This window comes from Limnohabitans parvus II-B4, assembly GCF_003063455.1.
GTDB classification, from domain to species: Bacteria; Pseudomonadota; Gammaproteobacteria; order Burkholderiales; family Burkholderiaceae_C; genus Limnohabitans_A; species Limnohabitans_A parvus.
Genome location: NZ_NESN01000004.1, coordinates 261,371 through 274,945, shown reverse-complemented (window position 1 = coordinate 274,945; position 13,575 = coordinate 261,371). Strand labels below are relative to the sequence as shown.

Sequence of the window (13,575 nt, the reverse complement as noted above, 5' to 3'; positions counted from 1 at the left end):
CACCAATCGCCCGAATCAGGAGAACAAGCGGCGCGCTTGCGGCGAGCCAGCGGACAACTCCCGTGCGTCCAGTGCGTCGTACAGCTGCTGCAAATCGTTGGCGATCTGGTTGAGCACTTCTTCGCCCAAAATCTGTCCGTTCCCGTCCGTGACCACACCATCCATGTGCTCTGCCAGCAAGCGGGCGACTTCGCGCAAACGCTCGAAGGCTTGGTCTTCACGCGCAATTTGCGGCACATCCAGACTGAGCGAAAACTCCCGGATAGCAGACAAGGCCGGGTCATCGGCCAGGGCTGCCTGGGTGTCAAAAACCAAAGACAAGATGGGAGGCAAACCTGCAACCGCAGAGGGCAACACCATGCGCCCCGGAATGACCCCAGCCACAAAACCCAGACGCGCTGCGTGCTGCTGGATGTAGCCCGGGCTCCAGGCAGAGGCGCTGGCGCACAGAGCGAAGCTCAGTTGTGCGTCGTGTGCGCTGGCAAACTGGTCCAATTCACGGGCTCGGGCCACCTCTTCAAGCATGTCGCTGAAGCTGGGCGTGCCGCCCACGGCATCGGCAAAGGCCTGTGCTTTAACCACAAACTCTGAAAACTCGATGTTGTTGAGTGCACCCACACGGTTGGCCAGTTGAACGCCCGCCTGAAAAGCCGAGTAGCGACGCCCCGCCACCAAGGCCTCCCATTCACCGCTCAAATCGCTGCAGCCTTCTACATGGAAGGGTTTGGTGCCCACGCGGCGGGTGACGGGCACAGCGGCCAGTGCAGCATCGCCGGAAACAGGGTGATCCATCTCGATGGTCGCAATGACATCGATCAGGGCATCCAGCAAAGGTTTGCGTTCGGGCTGCGGCAAGCTGGAGAAGTCATCGGTCAAGACCGGCTCTCGCGGCTCGAAGTCCTCGGGGGCCGTGTCTGCTGTACCCACAGACTCCATGGGCGCCTCGGCCTGGCGCGGCGCGTTCTTGCGCGATGTCCAATAGTTGTAGATCACCACCGCCCCCAAGGTGAGGGCACCGATAACGGCCAAGCTCAGTTGCAAGGAACTCATTGAATCCAACATAAATCAAAAACCTCAGGCCTCATCGGCCATAGACACTGCAGACTCCATGTCCACCGCCACGATGCGGGAAACGCCCTGCTCCTGCATGGTCACGCCGATCAGCTGTTCGGCCATTTCCATAGCGATCTTGTTGTGGCTGATGAACAGGAATTGGGTTTCCTTGCCCATGCCAGCCACCAGGCGGGCATAGCGTTCGGTGTTGGCGTCGTCCAGCGGCGCGTCCACCTCGTCGAGCAAGCAAAACGGTGCAGGGTTCAGCTGGAAGATCGCAAACACCAGCGCGATGGCTGTGAGGGCTTTTTCGCCACCCGACAGCAAGTGAATCGTCTGGTTCTTTTTACCCGGAGGCTGGGCCAGCACCTGCACGCCCGCGTCCAGAATTTCGTCACCGGTCATCACCAGTCGGGCGTTACCGCCGCCAAACAGCTCTGGGAACATGCGGCTGAAATGCTCGTTCACGATCTTAAAGGTGCCGCCCAACAAATCGCGGGTTTCAGCGTCGATCTTGCTAATCGCGTCTTCGAGCGTGTTCATCGCCTCGGTCAGGTCGGCGTTTTGAGAGTCCAGGAACGTCTTGCGCTCGCGCGAGGAGCTCAACTCGTCGAGCGCGGCCAGGTTGACCGGGCCCAAAGCCGTGATTTCGCGGTGAATGCGGTCGATCTCGCCTTGCAGACCGGTCACGCGCACCTGACCCGCCTCGATGGACTGGGCCACCGCCTCCAGATCGGCCTGCGCATCGGCCAGCAGCTGGGTGTACTGCTCCAGACCCAAGCGCGCGGCTTGCTCTTTGAGCTGCAAATCGGTGATGCGTTGGCGCAGCGGGTCGAGTTCGCGCTCAAAAGCTACCCGGCGCTCATCGCTGGCACGCAGTTTGGCGGTCAGATCGTCGTAGGCACTGCGTCGGGCAGCCAGCGCCTGTTCACGCTCCATCTTGATGGCCAGCACGTTTTGCAAGCCGGCTTGGGCGGCGGCATCGGTCAGGCGGCTCAGTTCATCGCGGGCACGCTGCATTTCGGCGTCGATGCTGGTGACCTGCTGCTGCGCGGTCTCGATGGTGCGCTGCAACTCGGCGCGGCGGGCGTCCAGGCTGCGCTGCGAGAACTGGGCTTCTTGCGCCCGGCGTTCCAGGCTGCGCTGCTGCTCGCGGCATTCAGCCAGCTTGCGCTCGGACTCGATCACCCGCTCGTCCAGCTGAGCGTGGCGCTCTTGCGTGTCGGCCAGCTGCATGTCAAGTTCTTCAAAGCGGGCTTCGGCCGTCACGCGGCGCTCTTGCAGCTCGTCCAGCAAGGCCTCGACTTCGGCCAGATCGTTGCTGATCTGTTCGCTGCGGGCGCGGGTTTGCTCCACCAGCTGCGACAGGCGCAGGGTCTCGACCTGCAGCCCATGGGTGCGCGACTGGCTCTCGGCCGCTTCACGGCGCACCGTGATCAGGCGCTGCGAGGCATCGGCATACGCGGCTTCGGCCCGCACCAAAGCGCTGCGGCTGTCTTCGGCAATCAGGGTCTGGGCACGCAGCTGCTTTTCGAGGTTCTCGATCTCTTGGGCGCGGCCAAGCATTCCGGCCTGCTCGGAGTCTTGGGCGTAAAACACCACGCTGTTCAGGTCGACCGCGTGGCCGGCCTGCACATACAGGGTCTCGCCCGCTTGGAGCTGGCTGCGCCAGGCCAGCGCGTCTTCGATGTTAGGGGCGGTGAAACAGCCTTGCAGCCAGTCGGCCAGCAAGGCCGACAAACCGGCGTCCGGGATGCGCAGCAACTCGGCCAGCGGGCGACAGCCGCCCGGCAAACCGCTGCGCTGCGCGGCGCTGGCGGCCAGCGGCGGGCTGAAAAATGAGAGTTTGGCCGGTGGCGCATCGTTGGCAAAGGCCCGCACCATGTCCAGGCGCGAGACTTCGAGGGCCGACAGGCGCTCGCGCAGCGCCGATTCGAGAGCGTTTTCCCAACCGGCTTCAATGTGGATGCGGCTCCACAGCCCGTCCAAACCGTCCATGCCGTGTTTGGCCAGCCAGGGTTTGAGTTTGCCGTCGGTGCGCACTTTTTCTTGCAGCGCCTTGAGCGCGTCGATGCGGGCGCTCAGATCGGCCAGGCGGGCAGACTCATCGTTGACGGCTTTTTGGCGGGTACGGCGGTCTTCGTCCAGCTGGGGCACTTGCTCTTGCAAGTCCTGCAAACGGGCTTCTGATTCGGCGGCCAGCGCTTCGGCTTCGGCCAGCTGTTCACGCAGGTTGCTCAGGCGCGCCTCATCGGGCGCGGCCAGCGCATTGCGGTCGGCCAGCAGGCGCTCGCGGCGCTGGTCGAGCTGGCGCGATTGCTCTTCGACGTTGCGCTGGTCAGCGGCCAGCACGCCAATTTGCTGCTGCACCTGCACCACGCTGGCGCGTTGGGCATTGGCGTCGTTTTGGGCTTTGCGCAGGGCTTCTTCCAAATCGGGCAAGGCCATGGCCTGGTCTTCCACTTGCGCGGCCAGCGTCATGCTCTGGTCTTCGGCCATCGCAGCCTGCTCGGACAAGGTTTCCAGCTCGGCTTGCGCATCCTGGCTGCGGGTGCCCCATTGCGCGGTTTGCTCCACCAGCTGCTGCAGGCGCTGCTCGGCGCGCTGGCGGCCTTCCACCACAAAGCGGATTTCGGCCTCCAGACGACCGACTTCGGCGCTGGCTTCGTACAAAGCACCTTGGGCTTGGTTGACCTGATCACCCGCGTCATAGTGCGCCTGGCGGATGGCTTCCAGATCGGCCTCCACATGCCGCAAATCGGCAATACGTGACTCCAGCGCGTTCACAGCCTGATCGACATCGGACTTGACCTTGCCCTGATCACTCTCAGCGTCGCGACGCTTGAGGAACCACAGCTGGTGTTGCTTGAGTGTGCTGTCGGCTTGCAGCGAGTTGTACCGGGTGGCCACCTCGGCCTGTTTTTCGAGCTTTTCGAGGTTGGCGTTGAGCTCGCGCAGGATGTCCTCGACCCGGGTCAAGTTCTCGCGGGTATCGGAGAGGCGGTTTTCGGTCTCGCGGCGGCGTTCCTTGTATTTGGACACGCCTGCAGCTTCCTCGAGGAACAAGCGCAGCTCTTCAGGGCGCGACTCGATGATGCGGCTGATGGTGCCTTGGCCAATGATGGCGTAGGCGCGAGGGCCGAGGCCCGTGCCCAGGAACACGTCTTGCACGTCACGGCGACGCACAGGCTGGTTGTTGATGTAGTAGCTGCTGTTGCCATCGCGGGTGAGCACGCGCTTGACCGCGATCTCGGCAAACTGGCCCCACTGGCCACCCGCACGGTGGTCAGCGTTGTCAAACACCAGCTCCACACTGGCACGGCTGGCCGGCTTGCGGGTGGTGGTGCCGTTGAAGATGACGTCCTGCATGGACTCGCCACGCAGCTCGGAAGCCTTGGACTCGCCCAACACCCAACGCACCGCGTCCATGATGTTGGATTTGCCGCAGCCGTTCGGTCCAACCACACCCACCAGCTGCCCAGGCAGCAGGAAGTTGGTCGGCTCGGCAAACGATTTAAAGCCTGAAAGCTTGATGGAATTGAGGCGCACGGCGGTCCGGTCAATCAAAAAGAGAATACAAAATGACAACACTGGAGCGTCATCACCCTGCACGAAAAGCCTGAATCCAGACCGTTCGAACAGTCTTCAATATTAACCCAGCAGACCTGCACGGATGATCCCGGATAATCGGGGGATGAATCCCCTTCTCGCCAAGCTGCAGCCCTATCCTTTTGAGCGGCTGAAACACCTGTTTTCAAGCGTCACGCCCAACCCCGCACTCAAGCCCATCAGCCTGGGCATTGGCGAGCCCAAGCACGCCACCCCCACCTTCATTCAGGATGCCCTCAAGGCGGCGGTCGCCACGGGCCTTTCCGCCTACCCGGCCACGGCAGGCGAGCCAGCTTTGCGCAAAGCTTGCACCGCTTGGCTGCACACCCGTTACCAGCTGACGCTGGATCCGGCCACCCAGGTGCTGCCTGTGAATGGCTCACGCGAGGCCCTGTTTGCCCTGACCCAAACCGTGATCGACCCGACCCGACCCGGCGCCACCGTGGTCAGCCCCAATCCGTTCTACCAAATTTACGAAGGTGCAGCCTTGCTCTCGGGGGCCACGCCCTATTACGTGCCCAGCGACCCGGCGCGCAACTTTGCCAACGACTGGGACAGCGTGCCCGCCGAAGTCTGGGCCCGCACCCAGCTTTTGTTTGTTTGCTCGCCCGGCAACCCCACAGGCGCGGTCATGCCCTTGTCGGAATGGGAAAAACTCTTTGCCCTGTCCGACCAGCACGGTTTTGTGATCGCGTCAGACGAGTGCTACAGCGAGATTTACTTCCGCGAAGAAGCCCCCTTGAGTGGTTTAGAGGCCGCCCACCAGCTGGGCCGTACCGACTTCAAACGCCTGATCGCCTTCACCAGCCTCAGCAAACGCAGCAACGTGCCCGGCCTGCGCAGCGGCTTTGTGGCGGGTGACGCAGCGATCATCAAACAGTTCTTGCTCTACCGCACTTACCACGGCAGCGCCATGAGCCCGGTGGTGCAAACGGCCAGCGTGGCCGCCTGGGGCGACGAAGCCCATGTGGTGGACAACCGCAACCAGTACCGGACCAAATTCGCCCAGGTCACGCCCGTGCTGGCCGAAGTGCTCGACGTGAAACTGCCCGACGCCAGCTTTTACCTGTGGGCCGGTGTGCCCGCTGGATGGCAAGGCGACGACGCCGCTTTTGCCAAGGCGCTGTACGAAGCCGAGAGCGTGACGGTGCTGCCCGGCAGCTATTTGGCACGTGACTTCAATGGCAGCAACCCCGGCCAGGGCCGCATCCGCATGGCGCTGGTGGCCGAGACCGCCGAGTGCCTGGAAGCGGCTGAACGCATCGCCCATTTTGTGCGCGCCCACCCTGCGAAGATGGACCCCGGGTCAAGCCCGGGGTGACAGTTCAACTGTGTTTGCTTGTTTTGTTCAAGGCCCTGCTCTTCATGTGTTGTCATGCCGGGCTTGACCCGGCATCCATCTTCTTGCGAAACCCCAAATGACCACCACCAGCACACCCGTATGCCACAACACCCTGCGCTTGGCCGAGCAGCTGATCGCCCGCACCTCCGTCACACCCGATGACGCGGGCTGTATGGACCTGATCACCGACGCCTTGAAGCCCTTGGGCTTTGTCTGCGCGTTCATGGACTCCGGGCCCGAAACTTTCCGTGTGCGCAACCTCTGGGCAAAACGCGCAGGCACTTCGGGCCAGACCCTGGCCTTTGCCGGTCACACAGACGTGGTGCCCACCGGGCCTCTGGCGCAATGGGACAGCGATCCTTTCACCCCTACGCACAAAGACGGCAAGCTGTATGGTCGCGGTGCGAGCGACATGAAAACATCACTGGCGGCCATGGTCGTCGCGGTGCAGGAGTTTCTGGCAGCGAACCCCAACCCGGCCTTGGGCCTGGCTTTTTTGCTGACCAGCGACGAAGAAGGCCCAGCGCTCGACGGCACGGTGGTGGTGTGCAAACAACTTCAAGAACGTGGCGAAGCTCCGCAGTTTTGCATTGTGGGTGAGCCTACTTCGGTGCAACAAACCGGCGACATGATCAAGAACGGCCGACGCGGCACCATGAGCGGCAAGCTCACAGTGAAGGGCATTCAAGGCCACATCGCCTACCCACACTTAGCCGACAACCCGATCCACCGCCTGGCCCCCGCGCTGGCCGATTTGGTGGCGATTCGCTGGGACGAAGGCAACGCCTTCTTCCCGCCCACCAGTTGGCAAGTGAGCAACATCCACGCGGGCACGGGCGCGAGCAACGTGATCCCGGGCGACTGCGTGGTGGATTTCAACTTCCGCTTTTGCACCGAGTCCACCCCTGAGAGCCTGCAGCAACGCCTGACCGCCGTGCTGGACCGCCATGGTTTGAAGTACGAGCTGTGCTGGACGATTGGCGGCCTGCCGTTTTTGACCACGCCAGGCACTCTGGTGGCCGCTGTGCAACAAGCGATTGCCGACGAAACCGGCCTCAAAACCGAACTGTCCACCACTGGCGGCACCAGCGATGGGCGATTCATCGCACAAATCTGCCCGCAGGTCATCGAGTTCGGCCCGCCCAACGCCACCATCCACAAGGTCAACGAGCATGTGGCGCTGAGTGACATCGCGCCGCTCAAAGCCATCTACCGTCGCACGCTGGAACAACTGAACATGGGCTTGACCACATGAGCGCCCTGAGCCTTTCAGGGCTGATCACGGTATCGGCCGAGCGCCTCACGCAAGCGGGCGTGGCCTTTGGTCATGGCACCCTCAACGCCTTTGATGAAGCCGTCTGGCTGGTACTCTGGCGCTTGGGCCTGCCGCTCGACACCGACCTGGACGAAATGGCCGAGCAAACCGTGACGCCCGAGCAGCAAGCGGCCTGCGCCGCGCTGATCGAAGAGCGCATCACCACCCGCAAACCCGCCGCTTACCTCACGCGCGAAGCTTGGCTGCAAGGCGTGTCGTTTTACATCGACGAGCGGGCCATCGTGCCGCGCAGCCTGATCGCCGAGGTGCTGGCCGACGGCACGATCGATGCATGGTTGTCTGACCACACCACCCGCGTGCTGGACCTGTGCACCGGCAACGGCAGCCTGGCCGTGCTGGCGGCGCTCGCTTGGCCAGAGGTGCAAGTCACCGGGGCGGACATTTCGGATGATGCACTGGCCGTGGCCGCCATCAATGTGGCGCGCCACGATCTGCAAGAGCGGGTGAAGCTGGTGCACAGCGATGGCTTGTCGGTTTTGCCGGGGCCGTTTGATTTGATCTTGTGCAACCCACCTTATGTCTGCCAGGCCAGCATGGACGCACTGCCCGCCGAATACCTGGCCGAGCCTGAACTGGCGTTGGCCGGTGGCAGCGATGGCATGGATTTTGTGCGTCAGCTGTTCAAGGATGCCCCATTGCGGATGACCGAAAACGGCGTGTTGGTACTGGAGATCGGCAACGAAGTAGAACACTTCATCGCCGCCTTCCCTGAGCTTGAAGTGGCCTGGCTGGATACCAGTGCGGGCGACGACCAGGTGCTGCTGATCACTCGCGAAGCCCTGCTCCACCACTGAAAAACTTGCGCTATCGCCCAGAATCCATGCCCAAACACTGAAAATCCTTGCTGACTCCTGTATGTCATACCCGCGCAGGCGGGGATGACATACCTACCCTTTCCGAACACCGTGGATTCCCGCCTTCGCGGGAATGACCAACCATTTACCCCCGGAACCCTTCCGGTCACTGATTTTTCATGATCAACCTCAAAAACGTCACCCTCCGCCGAGGCACCAAGGTGCTGCTGGACCAGGCTTCGGTCACCCTCAACCCCGGAGAAAAAGTCGGCTTGGTCGGGCGCAATGGCGCGGGCAAATCCACCTTGTTTGCGCTGTTCAACGGCACGCTGCACGAAGATGGCGGCGACTTCGACATGCCCAAAGCCTGGCGCATGGCGCAGGTGGCGCAAAACATGCCTGAAACCGACCAGCCCGCGTCTGAGTTTGTGCTGGAGGGTGACACCCGACTGGCCGAATTGCGCCAACGTCTGGTCGCGGCCGAAGAAAGTGGCGACGGCATGGAGATGGCGCATGTCTACACAGATCTGGCCGACGCGGGCGACCACGACGCCCTGCCCCGAGCCGAGGCACTGATTTTGGGCTTGGGCTTTCGGGTGGACGAACTGAACAACCCAGTCAACAGCTTCTCGGGTGGCTGGCGCATGCGCTTGCAGCTGGCACGGGCGCTGATGTGCCCGTCGGACATTTTGTTGTTGGACGAACCCACCAACCACTTGGACTTGGACGCACTGGTCTGGCTGGAAGCCTGGCTGCAACGCTATGCGGGCACCATGATCGTGATCAGCCACGACCGCGAATTTTTGGATGCCGTGACCAATGTCACGCTGCACATCGACCACGCCAAACTGACGCGTTACGGCAGCAATTACAGCGGCTTTGAAATCTTGCGCGCCCAACAGATGGAGCTGCAACAAGCGTCATTCGCCAAGCAGCAAGACAAGATCGCCCACCTGCAAAAGTTCATCAACCGCTTCAAGGCCCAGGCCAGCAAGGCCAAGCAGGCACAAAGCCGGGTCAAAGCGCTGGAGCGCATGGAGAAAGTGGCCCCGCTGCTGGCCGATGCCGAGTTCACCTTCGGCTTCAAAGAACCCCATAACCTGCCCAACCCCATGCTGGCCATCAGCGAAGCCAGCTTTGGTTACATGGTCGATGGCGAGCCCAAAACCATCGTGCAAGGCGTCAGCAAATCGGTGTTGGCCGGGCAGCGCATCGGTATTTTGGGGGCCAACGGTCAGGGTAAATCGACCCTGGTCAAGACCATTGCCCGCACCATGCCGCAGCTGACGGGCACGCTGACCGAGGGCAAGGGCCTGAACATTGGCTACTTTGCCCAGCAAGAACTCGATGTGCTGCACCCGCAGGACAACCCTCTGGAGCACATGATCCGCCTGGCCAAAGAGTTGGGGGCCAACAGTGGCGAACCCAGCCGTGAGCAGGATTTGCGCAACTACCTGGGCACCTTCAACTTCAGTGGCGACATGGTCAAGCAAGCCGTGGGCACCATGAGCGGTGGCGAAAAAGCCCGCCTGGTGCTGGCCATGATCGTGTGGCAGCGCCCCAACCTCTTGCTGTTGGACGAGCCCACCAACCACCTGGACCTGGCCACCCGCGAGGCGCTGTCGATGGCGCTCAACGAATTCGAAGGCACCGTCATGCTGGTCAGCCACGACCGTGCCTTGCTGCGCGCCGTGTGTGACGAGTTCTGGATGGTGGGCCGGGGCAAGGTCGAGCCATTTGACGGCGACTTGGACGATTACCAAAAATATCTGTTGGAAGAATCCAAGCGCCTGCGCGAAGAGGCCAAAAATGCCGCCCGCGATGTGTCCGCGCCCGCCCAAGCGCCTGTGGCCGAGGTGTCCAAACCGGTCATCGCCGCTGTTGCGACACCCGTGGCTGTGGCCCACAGCCCCACTGTCAGCAACGCTGAGCAGCGCAAACTCGATGCCCAAAAACGCCAGCAACTGGCTGCGCAAACCCGCCCCTTGAAACGCGAACTGGAACAAAACGAGCAACGCATGGCCAACATCGAGGCCGAGAAATCATTGCTGGAACAACAACTGAGCACCCCCCTGCCCCCAGCTGAAATCGCCGAAGCAGGCCGCCGCCTGAAAGCCTTGTCGGATGAAGTAGCCACCCTGGAAGAGCGTTGGCTTGAACTGACGAATTTGCTCGAGGCCACCGCCTGAGTCTGATCAATCTGCCCAAAAACAAAGGGGGCCCAAGCATGGTCCCCCTTTGTTTTGATCAATGCCCGCGCACTGAGGCGGATCGTGCTTATCCGCCCACTACTGACCAGCCAGCATGCTGATCGGCTTTGTTGTTCTCGTACTCCCACGAGGTGCCACAGCGATCACAGCGGTAAGAAGTGATGGTCGCTTGACCTGACTCTCGCTGCTCCTTGCGATTGGCACCTTGTACCAATTCTGCATGTCCAGGGGCGCGACGCCAATTGCGCTGGATACCCGAACAAGGCTCGCACAGCGCCATCTTTTTCAATTCACTTTGGGCGTTCAATTCGCTGCTCATGGGGTGCTCTTTCGCTATGGATCCGGGTTCACGACAAGTGCGCCCATGAAAAAAGCACTTTGTACCGAGATACAAAGTGCTTTTTAGTTTTTTTGGTGGGACCAGCGGGGGTCGAACCCACGACAAACGGATTAAAAGTCCGCTGCTCTACCAACTGAGCTATGGTCCCTTTGCTTCAGTGTTTGTGCACTGTAGCAAGACTCAAATTATAGCGTTATTTTTGGGCCTTCTGAGGACCAAGCGCCAAAAAATTCAAAATTTCTGAAGCCGCGCACATGCCAAAGGTCGCCGTCACGCTGACCACTGATCCATAGCCGTGACAATTGAGCGTGCCGTCACCTTCCATCGCGCATGACGCATCAGGCGGCGCCACCGATTCCCGACTGAAGACACCTTGAATGCCCATGCGCTTGTCCCCCTTGGCTGCACCATGGTGCTTGCGCAAGCGGTAGCGCACTTGCGCCAACAAAGGGTCGTGCGTGATTTTTGACAAATCGTCAACGTCCACCTTATGCGCCAAACGCTTGCCGCCCGCAGCGCCCACGGTGATGAAACCTACTTTGTTATCGAGCGCCCATTGAGCCATGTGCACCTTCGCCTTGACTTGGTCACAAGCATCGATCACCGCATCGGGCAAACAGGGCAACACAGCAGGCCAGTTTTCGGGGCTGACAAATTCATCGAGGGCATCCACATGGCATTCAGGGTGAATCAAGGCAATGCGTTCGCGCATGGCATCGACTTTGGCTTGCCCTGTCGTGTTGGTCAGCGCATGAATCTGGCGGTTGATGTTGGACTCGGCAATGTGATCCATGTCGATCAAGGTCAAACGTGCAACGCCACTGCGTGCCAGTGCTTCGGCCACCCAGGACCCCACCCCCCCAATGCCCACCACGGCCACATGCGCTTGTCGAATCCGCTGCGCGCCGGACACACCATACAAGCGTTGCAATCCGCCAAAACGGCGGTCATCTCCATCGTCCTGGCGCATTACGACGCTCATGCCAACAACTCCGCACGGTGCATTTCCCAGCGCAAGGTCAACACCGCGCCCAACACGATGCCGATGACAGCCAAGCCACTGCCCAAGCTGAGCGTGGACAAACCCGACAAGCCTTGGCCAATGCTGCAGCCCATGGCCATGACTGCGCCAATGCCCATCAATGCTCCTCCTAAGAGGTGCCGCCCTAGGTCTGCGGTTTGCGTAAAGCCCTCCCAACGGAATGTGCCTTGCCATTGGGCGCTGCAAAACGCGCCAAGCAACACCCCCATCACCATGACCATACCGGTCGTCACCCGTTTGCCACCGTCACTGAAATACATCAACGCATCCCACCCATAAGCGACCGGTGCCGTCAAACTCATGGCTTCCATCCGACCACTGGCTGTGGCCAAAAAGACAGGCTCCAGTGTTTGGGGGTGTTCAGGCACGTAGCCCAACACGCCACTGACCCACCACAAAAGGACCACGACGCCCCCGATCCCAGCGCCTGAAAGAATTGCAGATCGGCCCAATGTTCGACGATCTTTGAAAACCCAGAGAAAAAGCAAACTGGCCACTGCAAAGGCCGACAGCAGGTTTGACCAAGGCTGAGCGATGTGTGTCACGTGAGAAAACCATTGCCCCAGGAAGGCGCCCATGCCGGAGTCCACGGTCACCAAGTCAATCGAATTCACACGCCACACCGCCGTCAAACCGCGCAAGGTGGCCAGGGCCGATATGCCCATAGCCATCAACACCACCAACGACTTCAGATTGCCGCCACCTAATCTGACCAGTGATTTGCTTGTACAACCCGAGCCCAGCACCATGCCCGAACCGAAAATCACCCCTCCCAACAACAAGGAAAGCCAAGGGATCTGCGTGTTGGCGTAAATGGTGTTGCCAGGCGTAACCCAGCCCAACCAAGACATCAAACCGAAACCCAGCACGGCGACGGCAACCGCCATCGCCCACTGCTTGGCACGGTGCGCATCGCCCATGATCACCCAATCGCTGATGGCCCCCATGGTGCAAAAGTGGCTGCGGTGAAACAGCGCCCCCATCAAGACCGACAATACCAATGTCAGCCCCAAGACCCCCAGTGCCTGGAGCTGGAGTTGATCAAGCGTGATCACCCAATGCCTTTGGGCTCAGCGCAAACGCGCCAGACGGTCGCGTGCTGTGGTGGCAGCCTCCGATGCCGGATAGGCCTTGACCAACTCGTCCATCGTTTTACGGGCGCCTTTGAGGTCCTTCAATTCGATCTGAACATTGGAGATGGCCAGCATCGCCTCAGGTGCGCGGGCATGCGTGGGAGCAGCTTTCAACATTTGCTGAAAGTTTGACAAAGCGTCTTTGTAATCCTTGTTGGCATATTGGGCGTTCCCCAGCCAGAACAAAGCCGATGACACGTAACCGCTTTGCCGATACCTCTGAACAAATTGACCCAAGGCCACTTGTGCAGCAGCAAAGTCGCCCTTGCGGAAAACATCCATGGCTGCTTCGTAGTCACGCTTTTCTACGGGTTCAGCCATGAACTCCGCGCCATCCACAGACACTTTGACGGGCTCAAAACGGCGCAAACGCTCGTTCACGCCATTGGCCATGTCTTTTTGGCTCAGCTGTGCTTCAGACACATCGCGGGCCAAACGCTCTTGAGCACCACGGATTTGAGATTGCTCCGCCCTCAAGCCGTCAATTTGGCCTTGAAAATCGAGCAAGGCACGGCGCAACTGGGCATTTTCATCCGCCAAGCCTTTGATGGCCGTGTTGGATTGCTCCACCCGTTGGCGCAAATCCAGAATGGCTTTGCGGGCTTCATCGTCTTCAAAAAGGCCCGCTTGCGCTGTGCCCATCAACGCCCACAGAACGGGGATCCATGCAAATCGGAGCCCTGAGCCCCCCAATCTGGCCAGCGTTTTCATGGTTT

10 protein-coding genes and 1 tRNA gene are annotated in these 13,575 nt (G+C 60.8%); 4 read left to right on the top strand and 7 right to left on the bottom strand.

Annotated elements, in window-relative coordinates; genetic code table 11:
* Window positions 1–15 precede the first annotated feature (15 nt).
* Window positions 16–1,050 (bottom strand): cell division protein ZipA C-terminal FtsZ-binding domain-containing protein, encoded by a 1,035-nt coding sequence (locus tag B9Z37_RS11900; protein WP_108313232.1) that lies wholly within the window; start codon window positions 1,048–1,050, stop codon window positions 16–18.
* A 24-nt stretch (window positions 1,051–1,074) separates the two neighbouring features.
* Entirely contained in the window at window positions 1,075–4,602 is a 3,528-nt protein-coding gene (smc, locus tag B9Z37_RS11895) for a chromosome segregation protein SMC (RefSeq protein WP_108313337.1), read from the bottom strand.
* A 145-nt stretch (window positions 4,603–4,747) separates the two neighbouring features.
* On the opposite strand from smc, the gene dapC reads away from it, so the two are divergent.
* The 4 genes from dapC (at window position 4,748) to B9Z37_RS11875 (ending at window position 10,323) form a co-directional block, all read left to right on the top strand.
* Window positions 4,748–5,983: a succinyldiaminopimelate transaminase gene (dapC, locus tag B9Z37_RS11890; RefSeq protein ID WP_108313231.1), complete on the top strand. Its 1,236-nt coding sequence runs from the start codon at window positions 4,748–4,750 to the stop codon at window positions 5,981–5,983.
* Between the two features lie 97 nt (window positions 5,984–6,080).
* Window positions 6,081–7,259, top strand: coding sequence for a succinyl-diaminopimelate desuccinylase (gene dapE, locus B9Z37_RS11885; RefSeq protein ID WP_108313230.1), 1,179 nt, complete (start codon window positions 6,081–6,083; stop codon window positions 7,257–7,259).
* Entirely contained in the window at window positions 7,256–8,134 is an 879-nt protein-coding gene (prmB, locus tag B9Z37_RS11880; RefSeq protein WP_108313229.1) for a 50S ribosomal protein L3 N(5)-glutamine methyltransferase, read from the top strand. The genes dapE and prmB overlap by 4 nt, the downstream gene beginning before the upstream one ends.
* A gap of 179 nt (window positions 8,135–8,313) precedes the next feature.
* Complete coding sequence (locus tag B9Z37_RS11875) at window positions 8,314–10,323, top strand: ABC-F family ATP-binding cassette domain-containing protein (protein ID WP_108313228.1); 2,010 nt, start codon at window positions 8,314–8,316, stop codon at window positions 10,321–10,323.
* An 88-nt stretch (window positions 10,324–10,411) separates the two neighbouring features.
* Here the strand turns inward: B9Z37_RS11875 and B9Z37_RS11870 are convergent, their stop codons facing one another.
* From B9Z37_RS11870 to ybgF, 5 genes are all read right to left on the bottom strand, one after another.
* Entirely contained in the window at window positions 10,412–10,663 is a 252-nt protein-coding gene (locus B9Z37_RS11870) for a hypothetical protein (protein ID WP_108313227.1), read from the bottom strand.
* A 93-nt stretch (window positions 10,664–10,756) separates the two neighbouring features.
* Window positions 10,757–10,832, bottom strand: a tRNA-Lys gene (locus tag B9Z37_RS11865).
* Between the two features lie 45 nt (window positions 10,833–10,877).
* Window positions 10,878–11,666, bottom strand: coding sequence for a tRNA threonylcarbamoyladenosine dehydratase (locus tag B9Z37_RS11860; protein WP_108313226.1), 789 nt, complete (start codon window positions 11,664–11,666; stop codon window positions 10,878–10,880).
* A complete protein-coding gene (locus B9Z37_RS11855) occupies window positions 11,663–12,781 on the bottom strand; it encodes a YeeE/YedE family protein (protein WP_240606702.1) in 1,119 nt (372 codons plus the stop codon). Before B9Z37_RS11855 ends, B9Z37_RS11860 begins: the two co-directional genes overlap by 4 nt.
* A 15-nt stretch (window positions 12,782–12,796) precedes the next feature.
* Entirely contained in the window at window positions 12,797–13,570 is a 774-nt protein-coding gene (gene ybgF / locus B9Z37_RS11850) for a tol-pal system protein YbgF (protein WP_108313225.1), read from the bottom strand.
* Between the last annotated feature and the right edge of the window lie 5 nt (window positions 13,571–13,575).

Bases quoted from the DNA above. Each gene is read 5' to 3' on its own strand.
- dapE (WP_108313230.1), top strand. From the start codon at position 6,081: ATGACCACCACCAGCACACCCGTATGCCACAACACCCTGCGCTTGGCC.
- prmB (WP_108313229.1), top strand. From the start codon at position 7,256: ATGAGCGCCCTGAGCCTTTCAGGGCTGATCACGGTATCGGCCGAGCGC.
- B9Z37_RS11875 (WP_108313228.1), top strand. From the start codon at position 8,314: ATGATCAACCTCAAAAACGTCACCCTCCGCCGAGGCACCAAGGTGCTG.
- B9Z37_RS11900 (WP_108313232.1), bottom strand. From the start codon at position 1,050: ATGAGTTCCTTGCAACTGAGCTTGGCCGTTATCGGTGCCCTCACCTTG.
- B9Z37_RS11860 (WP_108313226.1), bottom strand. From the start codon at position 11,666: ATGAGCGTCGTAATGCGCCAGGACGATGGAGATGACCGCCGTTTTGGC.
- ybgF (WP_108313225.1), bottom strand. From the start codon at position 13,570: ATGAAAACGCTGGCCAGATTGGGGGGCTCAGGGCTCCGATTTGCATGG.
- B9Z37_RS11870 (WP_108313227.1), bottom strand. From the start codon at position 10,663: ATGAGCAGCGAATTGAACGCCCAAAGTGAATTGAAAAAGATGGCGCTG.
- dapC (WP_108313231.1), top strand. From the start codon at position 4,748: ATGAATCCCCTTCTCGCCAAGCTGCAGCCCTATCCTTTTGAGCGGCTG.